Source organism: Pseudomonadota bacterium (genome assembly GCA_013285445.1).
GTDB lineage: Bacteria > Pseudomonadota > Gammaproteobacteria > Xanthomonadales > Wenzhouxiangellaceae > Wenzhouxiangella.
On record CP053448.1, the window covers coordinates 2,079,417 to 2,101,713 of the forward strand.

Sequence of the window (22,297 nt, forward strand, 5' to 3'; positions counted from 1 at the left end):
TGATGCTATTCGAAGCGCAGCGCCTCGATCGGATCGAGGCGGGCGGCCTTGCGGGCGGGGTAAAAACCAAAGAACACAGCGATGAACATGGCGATAACCACGGCTCCGGCCAGCGTCCAGGGGCTGATCAGCACGGGAAACTCGCCAAGATTCGCGGCCAGGTAGGTTCCCCCAACCCCCAGAATGGTGCCGATCACGCCACCCAGGGCGCCCAGCACCACGGCTTCGACCAAAAACTGGCTGAGCACGTCCCGGCGACGCGCGCCGACGGCACGACGCAGACCGATTTCTCGGGTTCGTTCGGTGACCGATACCAGCATGATGTTCATGATGCCGATGCCGCCGACGATCAGAGAAGTCAGCGAAAACGCGGCCAGCAGGAAGCCAAGCAGCGACTCGGTCTCGTTGCGGGCACGGATGAATTCAGCGAAATTGAACACCCGGAAATCATCTTCTGCCCCCGGCTGGATGTTGCGCCGGACGCGCAGCAGATGCTCGATTTCCGCCTGCGCATCGAGCACATCAAGATCGTCCCACACCTTGACCACCAGCACACCGACACCGTCAGGATCAGGCCCGGACGTCCCCGCCAGACGGGTCCGGACGGTCGACAGCGGCATCCAGACGACATCGTCCTGATCCTGTCCCCAACTTGAGGTTCCCTCTTCCTCGAGCACGCCGATGATCGTGATCGGCGTGCGATTGATGCGCAACCGTGCGCCGATGGGATCGCCGCCGCCAAACAGCTCGTCGACGACCGTCTGACCCAGAATCGCGACTCGCTCGCCGCTTCGAACGTCGGCCTCGGAGATATTGCGTCCCTCCACGATCCGCCGGTTCTGCACCAGGGCAAAATCCGCGCCAACCCCCACGACCTGGGTCGTCCAGTTCTTGCCCTGGACCACCAGGGTCGCGCCGCCCTGAATCCGGCCGGACACGGCCTCGATGAGGTCGCTGCGCTCGCGCAGCGCCTCCAGGTCGCGCTCGGTCAGCAGCCGCGCAGTGGCGGCGCCCTGGCTGCGACCACCCCGCATGCTGACGCCGGGCTGTATGTAGAGCACATGCGTTCCGAACGCCTCGATCTGCTGCCGAAGCTGATCGCCGGCCCCCTGCGAGATCGATACGGCGACAATGGCCGCACCGATGCCGATGATGATGCCAAGCATGGTCAGGAAGCTGCGCACCGAGTTGGTTCGGATCGCCTTGAGCGCCACGCCCAGGCTGGAGAGCAGATGAACCCCGCCGCTGTCGGCTGACCCGGCGAGCGCGGACTCCTGCATCGGCTCGACCCGCGCATCCATCAGTTCACGGCCCCGGCAACGGGCTGCGCGCTGTCGGCCATGATGCGTCCGTCGCGAAAGCGGACGATCCGGCGGGCGTGTGCAGCGATTTCTTCCTCATGCGTCACCAGCACCACGGTGACGCCTTCGGCATTCAGTTCGGTCAGCAGCGCCATGATGTCTGCCGCCGTCCTGCTGTCCAGGGCGCCGGTGGGCTCATCGGCCAGTATCATGCTGGGCCGGTTGACCAGCGCCCGGGCGATGGCCACGCGCTGCTGCTGTCCGCCGGACAGCTGCGAAGGCGTGTGGTCCATGCGTTCGGCCAGGCCGACGCGCTCCAGCGCCGCGCGCGCCCGGCGGTCTTTCTCCTCGCGGCCCAGTCGCGTGTAGACCAGCGGCAGCTTGACGTTGTCGATGGCGTTGGTTCGCGGCAGCAGCATGAACTGCTGAAACACGAAGCCCAGGGTCCGGTTGCGCAGCGCGGCCAGCTCGTCATTGTCGAGCGTGCCGATGTCGCGGCCCGCAATCTGCAGCTGCCCGCAGGTCGGGGTGTCGAGCGCGCCGACCAGGTTCATGAAAGTGGACTTGCCGGAGCCTGACGGCCCCATGATGGCGACGAATTCCCCGGCCTCGATGTCAACGTCGACTGCCTTGAGCGCCTCGATGACGCTGCTGCCCATGACATAGTCCTTGCCCAGGTTGCGGGCACGGACCAGCGGCCCTGTTTCGACGCCATCCATCACGCGTCAGGCCCGGTCCGCCGCATCCGGCTGACCACCTGATCGCCGACCTTCAGTTCACCCGCAACCACGACTTCGGTGAACTTGTCGTCGCTGATGCCCAGGCGCACGGGATGCGCGCGAACGCGACCGTCACCGGTGACGGTATACAGCTGGGCGGCGCGCGTGTTCTCGAACTGCCGCATGCGCTCGGTCCATGCCTCGAGCTGGGCGGCATCGAGATGCTGGCCGAGCACCTCTCGCGTGATTGCCTCCATACGCTCGCGGATGACTTCGCGGTCGGCACCGGACATGAACAGCCCGCGCATGCGACCAAAGGCTTCCTGAAAATCGGCCTGGACCCGCTCGATGGTGGCATCATCGACACCCATTTCCCGCAGCCCGTCGGCCATCTGCTCGCCGGGACCGCCACCACCGGGAGACGGCGCCTCGGCGGCATCAGCCACGGCCTCGTCGGGCGGGCGGAAGCGAATCGCCGCGTTGTCGACCCGCAGGACATCTTCTCGCTTGCCGGTCTCGATGTCGATACTTGCCGTCATGCCGGGCAACAGGCGCTGTTCGGGATTCTCGGCGTTGATGACCACGGTGTAGGTCACGACGTTCTGCTCCTCTTCGGGGGCGAGGCGTACCTGCGAGACGTCACCGGTAAAACCCCGATCCGGGAAGGCATCGACCGTGAAACGCACGGCGGCACCCTCGCGGACGCTGCCGATATCGGCCTCGTCGACGCTGGCCTCGATGCGGATCTCGCCGAGGTCGCGGGCGATATTGAACAACAGCGGCGTCTGCAGGCCGGCGGCCACCGTCTGGCCGACGTCGACTGCACGCTCGATCACCACACCGTCGATCGGCGAGCGAATCTCGGTCCGCTCCAGATCGATCCGGGCCGCTTCCAGCGAAGCCTCGCGCTGCAGCACCGTGGCCTCGGCGGTCAACAGCTGCGAGCGGGCAATCTCGAGATCGGCTTCGGCCAGCAGATACGTGGTTTCCGCCAGGTCCAGGTCGGACTCCGACACGCTGCCGCGCTCGACCAGGCGCGCCTGCCGCTCCAACTCGCGCCGGGTATTGGCCAGATTGGCCTCGGCCTTGCGAATGGTGGCTTTCTGAACCTCCACGCCGGCCCTCGCCACGGCCAGGTTGGCCTCGGCTTCCTGAACTCGGCGTTCGAAGGTCTGTGGGTCAAGCTCGGCCAGCAGGTCACCGGCCCGGACCCGGGTGTTGAAATCGGCGTGCAGTGCTTCGATCTGCCCCGACAGCTGCGAACCAACCTCGACGGTATTGACCGCCCTGACCGAGCCCACGGCCGACACGATGCGCGTGATGTCGCCGCGGTCGATCGCCACCTCGTCGAACTGTGCTCCGACCTCTTCATCGCCCCATGATGGCCAAAGCCAAAACACCAGCAACAGCAACACCAGGGCCGCGGCAGCAGCCAGCACAATCCTCTTCATCAGTGATCGAACCCTGCGTCAAACCCACATTGTAGACCGCGCACACCGTACCGGGTTCAGCCGAATGCAGTACGATAAAGGCTGCTTTCTGACGAGGATTGCCGACATGCTGCGATCACCTCAAAAGCGTCCGCGCAGCCTGCGCCGCTGGCTTGTCGACCACCCCTTCCTGTGCGTTGCGATCCTGGCCGGGCTGATCTTTGCTGCCATGCACACGAATCTGGTCAGCGGCAGCGCAGTCACCACCGCCTGGCAGTATCTTGGTGTCGGCTTCCATGTCACCGCCAACGTGCTGGCGCGATTACTGCCCGGGATTCCGGGTTGGCTCGATGCCGCCATGGTCGTCGTGATCGGATTGCTGCCCTACCTCGTGCTGGACGCCCTCTGGCGCTACCTCAAGCCCGACTGACCGGACCGGTTGCTATACTTCCCGACTCTGAAACGCCAGGGAAGACCATGACCCAGCAAGCCCATTTCGACCGGCAGGCGCCGGTCGTGCGCGCGCCCCACGGACCGAAGCTGCGCTGCCACGGCTGGCACCAGGAAGCCGCCCTGCGCATGCTCATGAACAACCTCGACCCGGCGGTCGCCGAGCATCCCGACAGGCTGATTGTCTACGGCGGCACGGGCCGGGCGGCGCGCAGCTGGGACTGCTACCACGCCATCGTGGCCACCCTGAAGCGGCTCAAGGACGACGAGACCCTGCTGGTGCAGTCGGGCAAGCCGGTCGGCGTGATCCGCACCCACGACCAGGCGCCGCGCGTGCTGATCGCCAACTCCAACCTGGTCGGGCGCTGGGCCAACTGGGATACCTTCCGCGACCTCGAGGACCGCGGCCTGACCATGTACGGCCAGATGACGGCCGGCTCATGGATCTACATCGGCTCGCAGGGCATCGTCCAGGGCACCTACGAGACCTTCGCCGAGCTGGCCCGCCAGCACTTCGGCGGCTCGATGAAGGACCGGCTGACCGTCACCGCGGGACTGGGCGGCATGGGCGGCGCCCAGCCGCTGGCGGTGACCATGAACGAGGGCCACTGCATCGCCGTGGAGGTCGACGAGACGCGCATTGACCGCCGCGTAGAGACCGGTTACTGCGACCGCAAGGCGTCCAGCCTGGACGAGGCGATCGACATCGTCTCGGGGGCGACCGGACCGGTCTCGGTGGGTCTGCTTGGCAATATCGCCGAAGTGCTGCCGGAGATGCTCGAGCGCGGCATCGTGCCCGACGCGCTCACCGACCAGACCTCGGCGCATGACCTGCGAACCGGCTACATCCCGGCCGGCCTGTCGCTTGACCAGGCCGAGGCGCTGCGCGGAAAGGATCCGAAAGGCTACGACGAGCGCGTGCTCGACTCGATGGAGATCCACGTCCGGACCATGCTCGAGATGCAGGCGCGAGGCGCAATCACCTTCGACTACGGCAACAACCTCCGGGGCCAGGTCGCCGACCTGCGCGGCATGCGCAATGCCTTCGACTTTCCCGGCTTCGTGCCGGCCTTCATCCGGCCGCTGTTCTGCCGCGGTGCCGGGCCCTTCCGCTGGGCCGCGCTGTCGGGCAACCCGGCTGATATCGCGGCCACCGACCAGGCCATCCTCGAGCTGTTCCCGGAAAAGGAACACCTGGCGCGCTGGATCCGAAAGGCGCAGGAGAAGATCCACTTCCAGGGCCTGCCGGCGCGCATCTGCTGGCTGGAATACGGCGAGCGCGCGCAAGCCGGCGAGCGGTTCAACTGGCTGGTCGAGACAGGCCGGGTCGAGGCGCCGATCGTGATCGGCCGCGACCACCTCGACTGCGGCTCGGTGGCTTCACCCAACCGCGAGACCGAGGCGATGAAAGACGGCTCGGACGCGATCGCCGACTGGCCCATTCTCAACGCCCTGGCCAACACCGCCTGCGGCGCCAGCTGGGTTTCGTTTCATCATGGCGGCGGGGTCGGCATCGGCTATTCGCTGCACGCCGGCATGGTCTCACTGGCCGACGGCACGCCATCGGGCTACGAGCGTCTCGAACGCGTCCTGACCGCCGATCCGGGCCTGGGCGTCATGCGCCACGCCGACGCCGGTTACGACGAGGCCATCGAAACCGCGCGACAACGTGGTGTCGATATACCGATGCTGGCTAATGAGTAGCCGCCCAGGCGCGATGTCTTGCCTGGGCCAGTTCAGGCCGCTTCGCTGGCTTGCCTGAGCGCGCGAGCGCGGTATTCGGTCAGATTGCCCAGATCGACGTGCGGTTGCCCCAGACGGGGGTCGCTCAGAACGTGCATGAACTGGCTGAATTCCGGATGGTCGGGGCGCCAGATGCAGCGCACCCGAAACTCGGCCGGGGTCCAGGTGCCCCAGTTGAGCAGCATCGAAAAACCCGCCTGATCCGCACCCAGCTCGCGGGCCAGATCGGCAAATTCCGGCATTTCGCGGTAATTGGCCTGCTGGACGACGAAGTCCAGGCGCAGAAAGCGCAGCTCGCCGCTGGCGCGCAGTGCCCCGAGGCGCCTGACGTTGGCCAGCAGCGTCGGCCAGTGTCCGCCGCGGCGGGTAATGGCGTAGGTCTCAGGCGTGGCGGCATCGAACGAGACCAGGATATCGCTGATGTTGCCCCGAATACCCGCCAGCCGCTGCCAGGTGCGCGGCGTCAGCAGCACGCCATTGGTCTGCAGGCTGATTTTCAGGTTTGGAAAATCATCACCCTCGAGCCCGTATAAAAACTCCCGGAACACGGTGGAGGCAAAGGGGTCACCCGAGCCGGTGACGTTGACGCGGAAGTGCCGATCGGTCGGCTCGGCAAACAGCGCCTGCACGACGCGATCCTGCAGATGACGTCGCTGGTCGAGTTCCGGCCCGTCGGTATAGTTGATGCGCTGGGTTCGGCAGCTCGGACACCACAGGTTGCAGGAGGCGTCATTGCACAGGTTGATGAAGGTCGGCAGCTGCTCCAGCCGCGTCTGCCCAGCGGCGATGACTGGACCGAACGGGTCATCGGCCGCCGCCTGCCGGAGCGTCGGCAGCGAGTCGTTCTGAATGTACGGACAGACCTTGTGATCACAATAGCGGAAGCTGCCGTCGAGAATGCTGGCGCGAATGCGCTGCGCCTCGGCCGAATTCCAGACCGCGTCGATGTCGCTTTCGTTGAGATTGCCGATGGACGTGGGCAGCCAGTTCGAGCAGCACAGGTAAGCCTTGCCGTCTTCGTAGACATCAAGCTGTTTGAAGGGGTTGGGGCAAAAACGTCCGCGCAGGTCGTGCCGCGGGTTGAGCGATGCCGAGATATCGGGCCGGATGCGCTTGACCAAGCGGTTCCAGCGATAGCTCAGGCTGGCGATGATTCGGTGCAGCATGAAATCGGCACGGGATGAGACTTCTTCGTTAGTGTACCAGTCCCGCCAATCCTGACAGTTGAAGTATCCGAAGCGCTCAGGAGCATTCGCCCCGGCCCGACCGGATATTCCCTAACGCGTGTCGCAGTTGCTAACATGGCACGTATTCCCGGCCGCAACCACGCCTCGATCCCGGTGCCATGAATCCATCTGTCAGCATTGCCAGGCTGTTCGACGACCTCCGCGAGCGTATGCGCTGCCTTGCGGCGGATGCCAGCGCAGTCGAGCGATCCCGTGCCATCGTCGAAAAGGCCCTGTCGGGAGGTGAGGCGATCTACGGGGTCAACACCGGCTTCGGAGCGCTGGCCAGCCGGCGCATTGGCGACGACCAGCTTGGCCAGCTGCAGCGCAACCTGTTACTCAGCCACGCCTGCGGTACCGGGGTACCGGTTCCGGTCGAAATCACCCGACTGATGCTTCAGCTCAAGATCCACGCACTTGGTCTAGGTAATTCAGGGGTTTCACTTACAATTTTCAAGCAGCTTCTCAGGTTCAGCACGGCCGATATTCTGCCCTGGATTCCTTCGCGCGGCAGCGTCGGGGCATCCGGCGACCTGGCGCCGTTGGCGCATATGAGTCTGCCGCTGATCGGTCACGGTCAGTGCTGGAAGCCCGATCTGTCCGGCCCGGAACCCTCCGCCGTCACCCTCCAGCGCCACGGTCTCGCGCCGGTTGAACCCGCCGCCAAGGATGGACTGGCGCTGATCAACGGCACGCAGCTGATGCTGGCCTACGGCGCCTTCGTGCTGCACCGGGCCACGCATCTGCTGTCGGCCGCCGACATTCTCGGAGCAATGAGTCTCGAGGCGCTGCAGGGCTCGGCCCGGCCGTTCGATGCCCGGGTTCACGCCGTGCGTCCGCATCCGGGACAGGAGCAGGTGGCCGCCCGGATTCGCGGGCTGCTGGCGGAGTCGGAAATCCTCGAATCGCACCGCGACTGCGGCAAGGTACAGGATCCCTACTGCCTGCGCTGCATCCCGCAGGTTCACGGCGCCAGCCGCGATGCCCTCGCCCACTGTGTTGCGGTCGTCGAGCGGGAGCTCAACTCGGTCACTGACAACCCGCTGGTCTTCGACGACGGCGACATCATCTCCGGCGGCAATTTTCACGGCCAGCCGCTGGCGCTGTCGCTGGATTTCGCCGCCATGGCGCTGGCCGAAATTGCCAGCATATCGGAGCGCCGCACCTATCTGCTGCTGGAAGGCCACGACGGCCTGCCCAAGCTGTTGATGAAAGACACCGGCATCAACTCCGGCTTCATGATTCCGCAGTACACCGCCGCCGCCCTGGTCAGCGAAAACAAGGTGCTCTGTCACCCGGCCAGCGTCGACTCGATTCCCACGTCGCTGGGCCAGGAAGACCATGTTTCCATGGGCTCGATCAGCGCGATCAAGCTGCTTGACGTGCTTCACAACGTCGAACGCGTACTGGCCGTTGAAATGCTCACCGCCGCCCAGGCGCTGGATTTCCGGGCGCCGCTGCGCCCCGGCCGGGGCGTGCTGGCGGCACACCGCTTCGTGCGCGAGCAGGTCAACCACGCCGAGGAAGACTACGAGGTCGGAGCCGATATCGATACCTGTACCCGGTTGCTGCGCTCCGGCGAGCTGGTCAAGGCCGTCGACGCTGCAGCCTGACACACATGCACAAGCTGACCAACATCTCGCAGCTCTACCGGGTGCCGGCCGACGGCGGGCTGTCCGAAGTGGATGCGGTGGCCAATGCGGCCGTGGTCTGGGACGACGGCAGGATTTGTTATGCCGGGCCGGAATCGGAGCTGCCGGACGGATTCTCCGCTGCCTCCGAGGCGGATGCCGGGGGCTGCTGCGTGGTGCCGGGACTGATCGACTGCCATACGCATCTGTGTTTCGGTGGCTGGCGCGGCGACGAGTTTGCCGCCCGGCTCGAGGGGGCCAGCTACCAGGACATCCAGGCCGGCGGTGGCGGCATTCATTCAACCGTTCAGGCCACGCGATCGGCCACCGAAGCGGCGCTGGCCCAGAAGGCATCGACGGTCCTGGCCGACATGGCGCGACTGGGCGTGACGACGGTCGAGGCGAAGTCCGGCTACGGCCTGAACCGGGCCGACGAACTCAAGCAGCTCGAGGTCTATCGCCAGCTTGGCCAGTCTCAGCCGCTGGAAATCATACCCACCTTTCTGGGCGCCCATCTCGTACCCGCCGAATATCGCGACCGCCGGGCCGACTATCTCGCCCTGCTCTGTAACGAGCTCATTCCCGAAGTGGCCGAGCGCAGGCTCGCACGCTTCTGCGACGTCTTCATCGAGGACAACGCCTTTACGCTCGAGGAAGGCCGGCGCATTCTGGAAACGGCCAGGGCGCATGGCCTGGGCCTGAAAATTCACGCGGACCAGCTTTCGGCCGGCGGCGGCGCCGGGCTGGCTGCCGAACTCGGCGCTTTCTCGGCCGAACATCTTGAATACGCCAGCCCTGCAGACATCGCCGCGATGGCCCGGGCCGGCACGGTGGCGGTCAGCCTGCCGATTGCCTCTCTCTATCTGCGCGAGCCGTTCCTGTCTGCGCGTGAGTGGATCGGGGCCGGGGTTCGGGTGGCCGTGGCCACCGATTTCAATCCCGGCTCGGCGCCGAGCTATCATCTGCACCTGGCCATGACCCTGGCCGCCATTCACCAGCGCATGAGCCCGGCCGAGGTGCTGCGTGGCGTGACCGCCCATGCCGCCCGCGCCCTCGGGCTGCAAGGCAGCCACGGCAGCCTGCTCCCTGGCTACCAGGCCGATCTGGCCGTCATCGACGCCCCGGATATCAGCCACTGGCTCTATCACTTTCGCCCGAACCCCTGCCGGGCAACCCTCAAGCGCGGCTGCTGGATCTGGCCCTGAGTCCCGGATCCGTCTTGTCCGCAAGCCCTGTTTTCAGATCCGGATCAGTCGTTCCCACAGCGCCACGATCCAGCCCATCATCTCGGCGATGAAGGGCTCGCGGATCGCGCCCGGGTCGACCGCCCAGACATCGATGTCGGGGTGGCCCGGCGCCGCGTATTCCCAGTCGATGAGATACAGGCGGCCGCCGCTGTCGATTACGTTGGCCGGCACGAGGTCATGGTGGACCAGCCGGACCGGCCAGACCGACCGGTCGAACGCGGCCAGCTCGGGCTCGAAGGCGTGCCAGCGGGCACGCAGGGGGGGGTCCGTGGCGTCGTGCCGTTCGAGCTCGCTCCAGTAGTGGCGCAGGTAGTCGAGGTAGCGGCGCCTGGGCCAATCCAGCGACACCTCGCCGAGCCGTTCGATCAGCGGCCAGAGTCGCCTGCGCTGTTGCGGCCGGTCGTAGTCGGATGTCTGCCAGCAGCGGCCCTCGATGTACGGAAAGATCACGAAGCGATCATCGGGGTCCCAGTAGCAGGCCGGCCGGCTAATGCCTGCCCGTGCGGTGAGGGCCAGAATCTCGCGCTCGCGCGCCCGGTCAATCCCAAGGCGGCGCGGCGCCGGGTGGTTGAGCCGCAGCAGCAGATCAGCGTCCAGGCCAGGCGCGTCAAGGCGCAGGTTGCGGTTGGTCCGCCCGTCAGGGATCGCCGCCTTGAGGCGGGGCGGCCCGGTCAGCGGCAAGCCCCATCTTCTCCAGCTGGCCAGCGCATCGGCCAGCAGCCTGTCAAGGGCGCGCCCGGTCATCGCAGCTGCGGGCTGGATTGGCGCCCGCGGTAGTCCCGGACCCAGCTGATCCAGCCAAACACGGAAATGACCAGGTAGGTCAGGTGCAACCCGGCGGTCAGGACCATGCCCCGGTCGACGAACAGCACGATGGCAAGGCTGTTGATCACCATCCAGTAGGCCCAGTTCTCGAGCACCTTGCGGGCCACCATGAAGGTGGTGACCACCGCACCCCAGGTCACCAGGGAATCCAGATACGGCCATGCCGCCGAGGTATGCCGGCCAAGCAGGGTGCCCGAGATCAGGGCCGATCCGGCGATAAGGGCCAGCACCACCAGATGACGGGACCAGGGCCAGCGGATCACCGGCAGCGGCTTGTCGGCGTCACCGCCGTGACGCCAGTGCCACCAGCCGTATACCGCCATGGCCATGTAATAGCCGTTGAGCATCGACTGCATCAGCAGCTGCACCTGCCAGAACAGCGCTGTATAAATCGCCGTGCTGACCAGCGCGGCAACCCAGCACAGGCGGTTCTGGCGCACCGCCAGCAACAGGTAGGTCACGGCCAGCACGACGGCGGTCAGCTCCCAGACCGACATCGCCGCAAGGCCCTGGATGAACGGTTCAAGCACCTGTGGCGGCTCGCCGGTCGCCAGGCCGGCGGATTCAGAAGTCATAACGGGCGGTCACGCCAACCGTGCGCGGTTCGCCGAACTGAAAATAAGGCTCGACGGCATACCCTTTGCGCGGATCGTTTCCGAAACTGCCGAAGCCCCGCTCCTTGATCGTCTCGTCGGTGATGTTGCGGGCCCAGACGGCCACCTCCCAGCGACCGGTTCGATAACCCAGTCGGGCATGCAGCAGCTCATAGGCATCCGAACGCGTCTGATGACGGCTGGAGAAGAAGAACGCGTCCTTGCCTTCGATTTCGGTACGCAGATACCAGCGGTCGGTCATCTGGAAGACCGCACCCGCCGCGAACATGTAGTTCGGCGCATGTGGCAGATCACGGCCGTCCATATCAAACGGCTGACCGGTCTCGGGATCGGCGTCGACGTGCGAGAAGTTGAGAAAACCATCAAAGCGCGAGTCGAGCAGGCCGAGGCTGCCGAAGACCTGAAGCGAGCGGCTGATCCACCAGTTCGATTCGACCTCGAGCCCGTAACTCCGGCCCGCCGTGGCGTTGGTCTTGAACTCGATGAAACGACACGGGCAGATCCCACCCTCGATCGGCACAACCAGCGACTGCTGGGTCTGCACATCCTCGCGGTCCTGGAAAAACAGCGCCGCACGCAGATCGACCCGCCCGCCCCAGAAGCGCCCCTTCATGCCGAGCTCGTAGTTCCACAGGGTCTCGGTGTCGAATTCGCGCTGCGCGTCCGGAATGGTCGAGTCGCTGTTGACGCCGCCGGCCTTGTAACCGCGGGAGGCCAGGGCATAGAGCAGATGACCGCCTGAGGTCCTGTACTGCAGCGCCAGACGGCCACCCCACAGCCCTTCCTCGGGCCGGAAGCGTGCACCGTCGCTGTCAAGATAGTCGGCGTCGCGCTGCTCGTAGCGCAATCCGGCCTTGAGCACCAGGTCCCGGGCCAGCGGAACGTCGAGCTGGCCGTAAACTGCCCGGTTTTCAGTCTCGAAATCACTCATGAAATCCTGTTCGAGAAAAGTATAGACCCGGCGCAGTGACTGTGACTGGTCGCGGTAATAGGCGCCGATGACCCAGCCCGGCTCATCGCGCCGGCTGTTCGACAGCGCGCGCAGGTCCAGCGTCGTGTTACGGCTGTCGCGCAGATAGTTGTCGAAGGACGAATAGCCAGGCGCCAGGCACTCGAACACATCGCACAAGCCGGCGAAACTCCAGTCTTCATCGTAACCGTACTCGAGATCGGCATCGGTATGGCTGAGCAGGGCTTCGAGGCTGAATTCCGGCCGGACCCGCCAGCGCAACCGGGCCGATCCGGCCAGAGTTTCCTGACGGTCATGTCCCGGCTGATCCGAAAGCGTGGTGCGGGTGTTGTCGAGCGAAAACCCGTCATAGCCGTTGTCGACGTCCAGATACAGCGCGGTCAGATCCAGCTGCAGCGCATCATGCGGTTGCCAGCGCAGCTTGGTGCGCAGGGTCTGCTCGTCAATCCGGGCGTTGTCGCTGATATCCAGAAACGCATTGCGCTGGTCACCGTCGCTCTGATTGTTCGAATAGGCCAACCGGTAGCCCAGCGTATCGCTCAGCGGGCCGGAGAGCACGCCCTCAAAAACCCGCATGCCGCGCTCGCCGACGCGAACATCAAATCCCGCCGCAAGCGTTTCAGTCGGGCTGCCCGAAACCATGTTGATCATCCCGGCCAGGGCATTGGCCCCCAGCAGGGTGCCCTGCGGGCCACGCAGGATCTCGATCTGCTCGATATCGAGCGTGGTGGCGGCGCCGCCGATGCCGGACATATCGATGCCGTCGACCAGCAGGCCGACGGAGGGGTTCATCGGCTCGACGAACTGGCTGCGTTCGCCGATGCCGCGAATCTGGAAGAATCGACCGCGCGAGGCGCCGCTGGAAAAATTGACGTTGGGGGCCAGATTCAGGATCTGGTCAAGATGACCGGCCTCGCGCTGATCGATGGTTTCGGCATCGATCACGGTCGCGCTGCCGGCCAGATCGAACAGGCCGGTTCGCCGAAAATCCGCCGTGACGACAATCGGATCACCCAGCTCCAGAATATCGTCGTCGGCATCAGAGCCGGCTTCGGCCAACACCAGTGGAGGAAAAACGGCCCAGACCAGGCCAAGACAGAACGTCAGATGTTTCATCATTAGGTCTCCGTAATAAAGCCTTTGGGAGACCCGGCATGCACGGGGGATTTTTCGAAAGCACCCGGCAGTAAGGCCATGAATGCTTTCCGTTCCTGTCCCTACGCCGGCATTAACCGGATCAGGTTCAACGGGTTCACCCTGATGGAGGCCTCAGCCGCCATCCCGGGTGTCTCAGGCAATCAATGCCGCCCCGAGGAATCGTGCTTATTGTAACGCGATCGAGACGACCCTGCTCCGAACAACTGGACGGATTCACGGCGCTCGGGTCAGCGCTGCGAGGATTCGGGAAAATGGGGATACGGGATCAGTCGTCGACTGCCGAGGGCTGCAGGCGCGAGATGCGCGTCTTCAGGTAGATCTGGCTGTTGTCCGGGGTGGCGTGCTCGACGTCCTGGTCGACAACCGACAGCACGCCCTCCTGCCCTTCCGGCACGCCCAGCATCGAATCAGTCAGCAGCGTCCATTCGCCGTCGTCGCGCTCGAAGATTCCCACGTGCAGCCAGATTGCGCCCGCAGGCGCGCCCTCGTCCGACAATGGCTGCTCGATCGCCAGATCCAGTCGCCAGCCGCTCTGGTCCTGCTCATCGATCCAGCTGACCGAGGCCGGTTGGCCAACCTCGATGATCAGCGGTGCTGTATCCCGGGCTTCACCGTTCAGCCACAGCTGCAGGTCAACCAGCCAGGACTCGCCGGCGGCCGGCGTGCTGGCGCCGGCAACCAGCAGCAGCAGACCGATCCGGGCCGCCAGCATGCTCATGCGTTCCGGTTGCGGAAGCGCTCGGGCAGAATCTCGGTGTCGGGCTGGTCGGCCCCTTCTTTCTGGACCGGCATCAGGTCCTGCTTGGACACGCCGAGCTTGATTGCCAGGTTACCGGCAATATAGATCGACGAATAGGTGCCGATGACCACGCCGACGATCAGCGTGTAGGCGAAGGCATGAATGATCTCGCCGCCGAAGTAGAACAGCGCGATCAGCACCAGCAGCGTGGTCAGCGAGGTCATCAGGGTGCGGCCGAGCATCTGGTTGATCGACAGGTTGGTCAGCTCATGCGGATCACCCTTGCGCTTGACCTGGAAATTCTCGCGCAGGCGGTCGTAGAGGACGATGGTGTCGTTGAGCGAGTAGCCAATGACGGCCAGGATGGCCGCCACCACGGTCAGGTCAAAGCTGACCTGGAAGATCGACAGCACGCCGACGACCAGCAGCACATCGTGGATCAGCGCGCCGACCGCGCCGACGGCGAATCGCCACTGGAAGCGGAAGGAGATGTAGATCAGCACGCCGATGAGCACATAGAGCAGCGCCAACCCGCCCTGCTCGGCCAGCTCCTGGCCGATCTGCGGCCCGACGAACTCGACGCGCCGCATCTCGATGTCAGGCACCGCATCCGACAGCGCCTCCAGCACGCGGGTACTGATATCGGCGCTGGATTCGCCGTCGTCACCGACCGGTATGCGCACCACGATATCGCTGGCCGTCCCGAAGGTCTGGACCACGAACTCCGAGAAACCCTGCTGCTCCAGAACCTGGCGCACATCCGAGAGTTCGGGCGCCTCGGGGTAATGCAGTTCGATCAGGGTGCCGCCGGTGAAATCCAGCCCGAAATTGAGTCCGCGGGTCGACAGCGAAACGATGCTGACAATCAGCACAAGGCCTGACAGTATCAGCGCCACATTGCTGTACTTCAGGAAATTGATCTTGGTGTCGCTCTTGATGATGTCCATGAATCCGGGCTCCTCAGATGGCCAGCGACTTGACGCGCTTGCGTCCGCCGTAGATCAGACTGACCACGCCGCGCGTACCGACAATGGCCGTGAACATGGAGGTGACGATACCCAGGCTGAGCGTCACGGCGAAGCCCTTGATCGGGCCGGTGCCGAACATGAATAGCACGATCGCCGCGATCAGCGTGGTGACGTTGGCATCGGCGATGGTCGAAAAGGCCTTTTCGTAGCCGGCCCGGATCGAGGCCTGCGGCGTGTTGCCGTTGCGCAGCTCTTCGCGGATGCGCTCGTAGATGAGCACGTTGGCGTCGACGGCCATGCCGACCGTCAGCACGATGCCGGCAATGCCCGGCAGGGTCAGCGTCGCGCCGAGCATCGACAGCAGGGCGACGATCAGCACCAGGTTGGCGGTCAGCGCCAGGTTGGCGATCAGGCCGAAGACCTTGTAGTAGACGGCCATGAGCACCAGCACCAGCACGAAGCCGATGATGACCGAGCGAAAGCCCTGATCGATGTTGTCCTGGCCGAGGCTTGGCCCAACGGTGCGTTCCTCAATGATCTGCATCGGCGCGGCCAGCGCCCCGGCGCGCAGCAGCATGGCCAGCTGGGCCGCTTCGGTGGCCGAACCCAGGCCAGTGGTCTGGAAACGCTTGCCGAACGGTTCGCGCGTGACCGCCGCGGAGATCACTTCCTCGACCCGGCGGGTCGAGTGCACTTCCTCGCCATCGACCATTCGGGTTTCCGGCCGATACTCGATAAACACCACCGCCATGCGGTTGCCGACGTTCTCGGACGTGTGATCCAGCATCCGTCGTGCACCGACGCCATCAAGCGTCACCACGACATTGGGCTGTCCTGACTGCTGGTCGAACCCGGCCGCGGCGCCGATCAGGTTGTCGCCCGAGGCGATGACCTCGCGCGACAGCAGGATCGGCTGGTCATTGCGGTCATAGTAAAGCTTCGAGCCGGGCGGAACGCGACCGGTTCGTTCCGCCTCGTAGGGGTCGTTCTGCTCGTCGACCGCCCGGTATTCGACCGTGGCAGTCGCACCAATGACGCGCTTGGCTTCGGCGGTGTCCTGCACGCCCGGCAGCTGGACGACGATGCGATCGGCCCCCTGCTGCTGTATCACCGGCTCGGCCACGCCGAGTTCGTTGACCCGGTTGCGCAGGGTCGTGATGTTCTGCTGCAGGGCATTGCGCTGCAGCTCCTGGAGATAGGACTCCTGTATCGTGAGCCGCAGATTCGATGTCTGCGAACCATCGACGATTTCAACCTCGAGCTCCTGGCCAAGCTCCTGGACGACCAGCTCACGGGCCTGCTCGCGATCGTTTTCGCTGCGCAATTCGGCGATCACCGCGTTGCGATCGGCGCGGACGGAGCGGTAGCGAATGCCGGCGTTTCGGAGGATATTGCGAATATCGCTGACATAGCTCTCGAGCTGCTGGCTGCGTGCGGCATCCATATCGACCTGCATCAGGAAGTGAACGCCGCCCTGGAGATCCAGGCCAAGCACCATCGGCTCGCCGCCGATCATGCGCAGCCAGGACGGCGTTGCCGGCGCCAGGTTGAGCGCGACCACGTAGTCATCACCCAGCGATTCGCGCAATGCGTCGGCGGCCCGCAGCTGCCGGTCGGTATTGGAAAAACGCACCAGCAGGCGCTGCGGCGAAAACTCGAACGGACCGTGTTCGACGGATTCGGCCTCGAGCACGCTCTCGACCTGAGTGGTCAGTTCCGGCTGCAGATCGAATCCGCGGCTCGATGAGACCTGGACGGCGGGGTTTTCACCGAACAGGTTGGGCAAGGCATAGAGCGTACCCAGTCCGATCGCGATGACCAGCAGGGCATACTTCCAGGCAGGGAATCGATTCATGGGAAACGGTTTCCGTTGGAGACGTTGATCAGTGAGCCGAATCGAAGGTGCCCTTGGGAACCACCTGGGCAACCGAGTGCTTCTGCAGCTTGACGGCAACCCCGTCGGCCAGCTGCAGCGAGATAAAAGTATCGCCGACCTCGGTAACCTTGCCCAGCAAACCGCCGGCGGTGACCACCTCGTCGTCAACCGCAAGACCGGCAACCAGCTGGCGGTGCTGCTTGTTGCGCTTCATCTGCGGGCGAATCAGGAGAAACCAGAAAATCACGGCGATGAAAATCAGCGGCAGCAGTCCGCCCAGCAAACCGGGCGCTTCCGGCGCGGCGTCCTGCGCCATTGCGCTGGCAATCAGGAAATCCATCATTCAATCATCCTCGAACGGTTAACGGTCCCGTTGATCTGGGGCCGGTTGACGGTCAATACAAACGCGCAATTATTGCACAGCTTGCCGGCTGCGGCCATACCGTGAGGGCGGGAATGCACGGGGCGAAGCGCTCAGGCTCCGCCCCGTGCGAACTGTCAGAAGATCTCGGGCGTCAGACGATTGCGGAAGATCACGTCGGCGGCGCCGAAGCGCAGCGTCAGGCTGTCGATCCAGACGTCGAACGGCGCGTCTTCGGTTGCGCTGACCTGGTAGGTCACACGAACCGAAGCAGCCGCAGCCGGCGCTTCGCGCATGCGGCCGAACAACAGCTGCCACTGCCCGGCGCTGTGTCCCATGGCCTGTTCGAGCTGCAGTTCATCGAGCTCGCCGCCGGCACAATCGCTGCCGTCGAAGAACGTCGCGGCGGCCGCAACCGTCGGCGCAGTTCCGAAGGCCTGACTGGTCAGGACACGGGCGCCGAGCGAGACCAGGCCCGACTCATCGCCCAGGTTGACGCACTGGCTGGCCTGATACTGATCATCCGGCCCGCTCTGGTGCTGGATGCGCAGGGCGCCGGAGCTGAGCTGACCGTCGGCATCAGCCGCCGACCAGCGCAACTCGCCGGCGACAGGATCAAAGCCGAGGGACCACTGGCCGGCAGTGCTGTCGAGGTTGGGGTTGCGCAGCACGTTGGTCGCTGCAACCTCGAAGTCCAGCACATGGTCAACGCCCTGCGTATCGTCTTCACCCCCGGCCAGCTCATTGTTGTCGAAGTCGCGGATGCTGCCGCACACGACCAGCCGGTATGGTCCGGCCGGCAGCGCGCGATCTCCGGACAGGCGCAGCACCGAGCGTTTGCGGGCAGCCTGGTAGGACACCAGCGGATCGAGCCCGAGTCCGCCGGCGGTGCTGCAGTCCGGATCGCCGCCCAGCGACAGATCGAACAGGCGGTAGTTGTCAACGTTATTGGCAGCGGTTGGATCATTACCGCCGGGGACCGTCACCACACCGCGCGAGAACTCCGGCACCAGCTGGGTGATGGCCGCTTCGGTCGGCAACGACTGGCCGAGATCGCCGTATTCCGGCAGCGTCGTGCTCAGCACGCGCGTCACGCGCGGCGGTGCCGTCGGCAGCTCCCCTTCGCCAAACGCGAAGAACACGGCATTGTCGAACTCGACCAGCAGCGGGAAGGCCGTTCCGGCCGGGAACGACAGATTCAGCGACACCAGAACCGACCCGGCGCCGGCCACGGCCCCCGGGGAAATGGACGTGCTCAACGGCACCCAGGCGCCGCCGCTGTCATCGATTACGGGGTTGGAAACGAATCCCTGAAGCGTGTCGCCGCAGCCGCTGCCGGTATGGAAGGTCATCGAAGCCGTCGCCTCGAACGGGTTGGGGTCGCTGAAGGCGTCGGTTGCCCGCACCCGCGCCTGCAGGGCAAAGCCCGGCTGCAGGCCTGAATCGAGGTTGATGCAGCGCGTGAGCGCATACTGCGACGGGTCGCCCTGGTCTACGTCGATCAGGGCCGAGCCGGACGTGGCCACGCCGCCCAGGTCCACGTTCGGCTGATGGCCGATCTGGACCGCGTTGACGCCCCAGTTGTCCGGGCCCAGCGGATCGTCGAAGTTGGGATTGGGCAGCAGATTATTCCAGGCGACCGTAAAGCTCAGCCCGAAATGACCGCCGGCACTGCCGTCGCCGTTGCCGTCGAGCCCGTTGCCATTGAAGTCCTCCAGACTGTCGCAGACGATCAGCGTGTAGTCACCTGCGGCCAGCCCGGTCGGCGCGTCAACGCGCAGATGGCTCAGGCGATCGGGCCCGATGTAGCCGGCACTGCCGAGCAGACCCGCATCCGGGTCACCACAGGCAACGCCGGCCGGATCGACGACACCCTCGAGCAATCGGAAGCTGGCCAGGTCAGCGGCAGCGCCACTGTCCATCGGCTTGTCGAAGCGCACCAGCAATTGGGTCACCGCATTGTCGATGACCGCACCCGGCATCAGACTGCCGGCCTCGGGCGCTGCAACAGCCAGAATCTCGAAGACCTCCGGCGGGGTGACATCGTCACCGACGCCGAATGGACCGATGGTCCGGGTCTGGCCGGCGTTGCCGGCCGTATCGATGGGCCGGATGTGGAAGTACCACAGCCCGTCGTCAAGCACTTCACTGCTGACCCCGACGGCCGCCGGCCCCAGATCGATCAGCGTATTGGGCTCGGCGGTCTGGCTCTGGTTGAAGACGTAGCTGTAGCCGGCCAGGCCACTCGGCGCTGGTCCGGAGTCGGCGGCAGGATCCCAGGTCACTTCGATGACGTTGTCGGGGATGGCCGGTCCGCCGGGATCGTGGGTCGGGCTATCGAGATTGCTCGGGCCGGCAGGCGCCGTGGCGTCGATCCAGAACGGCCCCAGGCGGGCGGTGTCGGCACAGTTGCCGGCATTGTCGCAGGCCCGCAAGTGGAACCAGTGATCGATGGCGTCTTCGAGCGGCTCGGACAGCAGCCCGTGCGGATCGGTCGCGTGCGGCACATCGATGGCGTCATCAGGATCGGTCAGTTCGTCACGCGTGAACGCCACCGAATACCCCATCAGTCCTGATCCTGAGCTGGTGCCGGAGGGGTCGAGATCCTCGGCACCGCTCCAGTTGATCTCGATCTGCGGGTTGTTGTTCCAGATCTCGATGACATGGCTCGGGCTGTCAAGCACCGGATTCACCGGCGCCAGCAGATCCCGGGCAAATACCACCACGGCCTGGTCAAAGCGCGCGGCCACGTAGATATGGGCATCATCCGGGCTGATCGCTACACCGGTCGCCCCCCACAGGCCGGTCACGGTGCCGGTGTTGTTGCGCTTGAGTTCGACAAACATGAGTTCTCCGTAGCCAACGTCGCCGGCGTCACTGTTGCGGCTGAGCACCGTCAGGGTGCCCGGCTCCGGCTCGGTGCCGTCCGAGGCGCTGCCGACGTAGACCAGCTCACCGTCAGCACTGATCGCCAGGCTCAGCGGCGCCTCGAGGCCGCCGACGCCGTCAGTGCCGGCAACGATTGCCTGCTGCCATTCGAGATCGCCGCTGGTCTGGCGCCTGAACACCGCTATGCTGTTGCTGTCACGGCCGGTGGCATAGAGGTGGGCGCCGCCGGCTGACAACACGACGTCCGAAGGCGCCTGCAGTCCGCTGACGCCCCCGAGCCCGTGGACGTAGCGGACCCGGAAGCTCAACCGTCCGTTATCGGACAGGTTGCGGTTGAAGACGGCCACGGCGTCGTCGCTCTGGCCGGTCACATAGATCCGGCTGTTGTCAGGGCTGACGACGATCGCCGAGGCGTTGCCAATGCCCAGCACCGCGTTGCCCAGCGGATCATCCTGGCCGCGCTCGAGATGCTGGCGGAACAGCAGCGTGCCGTCGGCTGAATTCCGGGAGAACACCACCACATGCCCCGGTGCACCGCTGCCGGCCACGTAGACGTTGTCGCCATCAGGCGCGACGGCAAGGCCGCGCGGTCCGAGCAGGCCGGCCACCGGTGGCGCCTGGGACGGACTGGGCTGGTCGCCTTCGAACAGCACCTGGGCGACGCTCAGCCGGCCGTAATCCGGCGAGCTGTCGTCGGTGTTACGCGCGAACAGCACAATGGCATCATCGGTCTGTGAAACGGCATAGACATGCCCGCCGTCGCCGGCGACGGCGAGGTCGGCAAAGCCGTTGATTCCGTCGATCGCGCGCTGGTCGTCACGGTCGCCGAGGAACCCGGACACCGCAATCGATTCCAGCGCGGTCAGCCGTCCGGTCTGCGCGTCACGTTCGAACACGACCAGCTCATCGGCAGTGCGCGAGGCAACGTAGACGTGGTCGCCGTCGGGACTGGCCACGGCAATATCGGCCGGATCGCTCATCCCGGTAACGGTCACCCCGTTCTGCTGGGTTTCGACGTGTACCAGGGTCTGTATCGAATCGACGATCAGCGCGCGGCCCTGCGCCCGGCCCAGGGTGGCCTGCACCGGATCGGCCAGGTCGACGAAGAAGTCGCGGTCATCATTATCTGCCGGGTTGGCCAGTACGGTCACCGGAATCTGGGCGTCCTGCTGACCCGCGGCCATGTTCAGCGTGCCGCTGGCGGCCACATAATCGGTTCCCGCCATGGCCGACCCGTTGGCGGTTGACCAGTTCACCGAGACCGGTTCCGGCCAGGTCTCGCTCAGGCTGACGTGGAACACCGCCTGGCGCGTCTCGCCGACCGGCGGTTCGACCACGGTGATGTCCTCGATAAACAGCTGCGGCAGCGTGTTGTTGTCGACGATGACCGCCTCGCCGAGCGGCTTGAGCAAACCGACGCCTTCCGATGCGTCGCTCAGGGCGACGAAGAAATGCCGGTTGCCATCCTGATCGTCGTTGCCGCAGACGGTCACCTCGATCGAGGTCGCGACGTTGCCGGGACCCATGTTGCCGCTGCCGAAATCCTGGATGTAGTCAACGCCGGGGCTGCATTCGGCGCCACCAACGGCGGCATCGACGCCTTCGCCATCCTGTGTCGCCCAGGAGAAACTCACCGGGTCCTCCAGCGGTTCGCTGAGGGTGACTGTGAACACGGCCGGAGTCTGTTCACCGGCGTCGCCCTCGGCCACCTCGATATCATCGATGCTCAGGGCCACGACACCTTCCAGATTCGCCGGGTCCAGATCGAAACGACGGGCCATGCCCCGTTCACCGATCTCGAACAGCGCGATCGGTTCGCCGTCCAGAAACACGACGGCCTCATCGCCCTGACGGGCGGTGCCGGGAATCCGCTCTCCAGTGGAGTTCATGGGCACCCGCAGCGCGTACTGGCTGCCCAGCGCCGGGTCGGAAAACAGCTCGTAGCGGGCGACCGGCCCGTCCCAGGCCTCGACCTGCAGTGTCAACTCACCACCATCGACCGGTTCACCGAACCAGCTGACCTGACCGTAGAGCAGGTGGTCCGGCTCGGATATCGACGCCTGGAGCGGCAGTGCCGTCAAGGCGGAGAGCACAAGAAGCGCCGGTGCAAAGCAGAGCCGGCCCGTTCGGCGGCGTGTGTTCCCAGTCAT

16 protein-coding genes and 1 riboswitch are annotated in these 22,297 nt (G+C 65.2%); of the genes, 4 read left to right on the forward strand and 12 right to left on the reverse strand.

Going from position 1 to position 22,297, the window contains the following annotated elements; translation table 11 throughout:
- Nucleotides 1-5: 5 nt before the first annotated feature.
- Genes HND55_09490 through HND55_09500 form a run of 3 tightly spaced genes read right to left on the reverse strand, consistent with a single transcriptional unit; the run spans nucleotide 6 to nucleotide 3,471 of the window.
- A complete protein-coding gene (locus tag HND55_09490; GenBank protein QKK04061.1) occupies nucleotides 6-1,280 on the reverse strand; it encodes an FtsX-like permease family protein in 1,275 nt (424 codons plus the stop codon).
- Nucleotides 1,281-1,300: 20 nt separating this feature from the next.
- Nucleotides 1,301-1,996, reverse strand: coding sequence for an ABC transporter ATP-binding protein (locus HND55_09495; protein ID QKK04062.1), 696 nt, complete (start codon nucleotides 1,994-1,996; stop codon nucleotides 1,301-1,303).
- A 23-nt stretch (nucleotides 1,997-2,019) separates the two neighbouring features.
- A complete protein-coding gene (locus HND55_09500) occupies nucleotides 2,020-3,471 on the reverse strand; it encodes an efflux RND transporter periplasmic adaptor subunit (GenBank protein QKK02857.1) in 1,452 nt (483 codons plus the stop codon).
- Between the two features lie 106 nt (nucleotides 3,472-3,577).
- Here HND55_09500 and HND55_09505 point away from each other — a divergent pair, with 106 nt between their 5' ends.
- Together HND55_09505 and hutU are read left to right on the forward strand one after the other, a co-directional pair.
- On the forward strand, nucleotides 3,578-3,880 hold the full coding sequence (locus HND55_09505) for a hypothetical protein (protein ID QKK02858.1): 303 nt from the start codon (nucleotides 3,578-3,580) through the stop codon (nucleotides 3,878-3,880).
- Nucleotides 3,881-3,927: 47 nt separating this feature from the next.
- Nucleotides 3,928-5,604, forward strand: coding sequence for a urocanate hydratase (hutU, locus tag HND55_09510; protein QKK02859.1), 1,677 nt, complete (start codon nucleotides 3,928-3,930; stop codon nucleotides 5,602-5,604).
- 32 nt (nucleotides 5,605-5,636) lie between these two features.
- Here the strand turns inward: hutU and HND55_09515 are convergent, their stop codons facing one another.
- Nucleotides 5,637-6,809 carry a radical SAM protein gene (locus HND55_09515; protein QKK02860.1) on the reverse strand — a complete coding sequence of 391 codons (1,173 nt, stop codon included), beginning with the start codon at nucleotides 6,807-6,809 and terminating at the stop codon, nucleotides 5,637-5,639.
- Nucleotides 6,810-6,988: 179 nt separating this feature from the next.
- On the opposite strand from HND55_09515, the gene hutH reads away from it, so the two are divergent.
- Together hutH and HND55_09525 are read left to right on the forward strand one after the other, a co-directional pair.
- Nucleotides 6,989-8,482 carry a histidine ammonia-lyase gene (hutH, locus tag HND55_09520; protein QKK02861.1) on the forward strand — a complete coding sequence of 498 codons (1,494 nt, stop codon included), beginning with the start codon at nucleotides 6,989-6,991 and terminating at the stop codon, nucleotides 8,480-8,482.
- Nucleotides 8,483-8,487: 5 nt separating this feature from the next.
- Nucleotides 8,488-9,705 carry an imidazolonepropionase gene (locus HND55_09525; GenBank protein QKK02862.1) on the forward strand — a complete coding sequence of 406 codons (1,218 nt, stop codon included), beginning with the start codon at nucleotides 8,488-8,490 and terminating at the stop codon, nucleotides 9,703-9,705.
- Between the two features lie 33 nt (nucleotides 9,706-9,738).
- Here the strand turns inward: HND55_09525 and HND55_09530 are convergent, their stop codons facing one another.
- The 8 genes from HND55_09530 to HND55_09565 all read right to left on the reverse strand — a co-directional run bounded on the left by HND55_09530 (nucleotide 9,739) and on the right by HND55_09565 (nucleotide 22,297).
- On the reverse strand, nucleotides 9,739-10,491 hold the full coding sequence (locus HND55_09530) for a phosphotransferase (GenBank protein ID QKK02863.1): 753 nt from the start codon (nucleotides 10,489-10,491) through the stop codon (nucleotides 9,739-9,741).
- Entirely contained in the window at nucleotides 10,488-11,102 is a 615-nt protein-coding gene (locus HND55_09535; GenBank protein ID QKK04063.1) for a nicotinamide mononucleotide transporter, read from the reverse strand. Before HND55_09535 ends, HND55_09530 begins: the two co-directional genes overlap by 4 nt.
- 34 nt (nucleotides 11,103-11,136) lie before the next feature.
- Complete coding sequence (locus tag HND55_09540; GenBank protein QKK04064.1) at nucleotides 11,137-13,272, reverse strand: TonB-dependent receptor; 2,136 nt, start codon at nucleotides 13,270-13,272, stop codon at nucleotides 11,137-11,139.
- Between the two features lie 80 nt (nucleotides 13,273-13,352).
- Nucleotides 13,353-13,478, reverse strand: a riboswitch (TPP riboswitch).
- Between the two features lie 101 nt (nucleotides 13,479-13,579).
- Nucleotides 13,580-14,032, reverse strand: coding sequence for a hypothetical protein (locus HND55_09545; protein ID QKK02864.1), 453 nt, complete (start codon nucleotides 14,030-14,032; stop codon nucleotides 13,580-13,582).
- The gene (gene secF / locus HND55_09550) at nucleotides 14,029-15,000 is read right to left on the reverse strand and encodes a protein translocase subunit SecF (GenBank protein ID QKK02865.1); all 972 of its coding nucleotides are present in this window, start codon (nucleotides 14,998-15,000) and stop codon (nucleotides 14,029-14,031) included. The genes HND55_09545 and secF overlap by 4 nt, the downstream gene beginning before the upstream one ends.
- A 13-nt stretch (nucleotides 15,001-15,013) precedes the next feature.
- Nucleotides 15,014-16,876, reverse strand: a complete 1,863-nt coding sequence (secD, locus tag HND55_09555; GenBank protein QKK02866.1) for a protein translocase subunit SecD — start codon at nucleotides 16,874-16,876, stop codon at nucleotides 15,014-15,016.
- Between the two features lie 28 nt (nucleotides 16,877-16,904).
- A complete protein-coding gene (yajC, locus tag HND55_09560; protein ID QKK02867.1) occupies nucleotides 16,905-17,240 on the reverse strand; it encodes a preprotein translocase subunit YajC in 336 nt (111 codons plus the stop codon).
- 155 nt (nucleotides 17,241-17,395) lie between these two features.
- Entirely contained in the window at nucleotides 17,396-22,297 is a 4,902-nt protein-coding gene (locus HND55_09565) for a beta-propeller fold lactonase family protein (GenBank protein ID QKK02868.1), read from the reverse strand.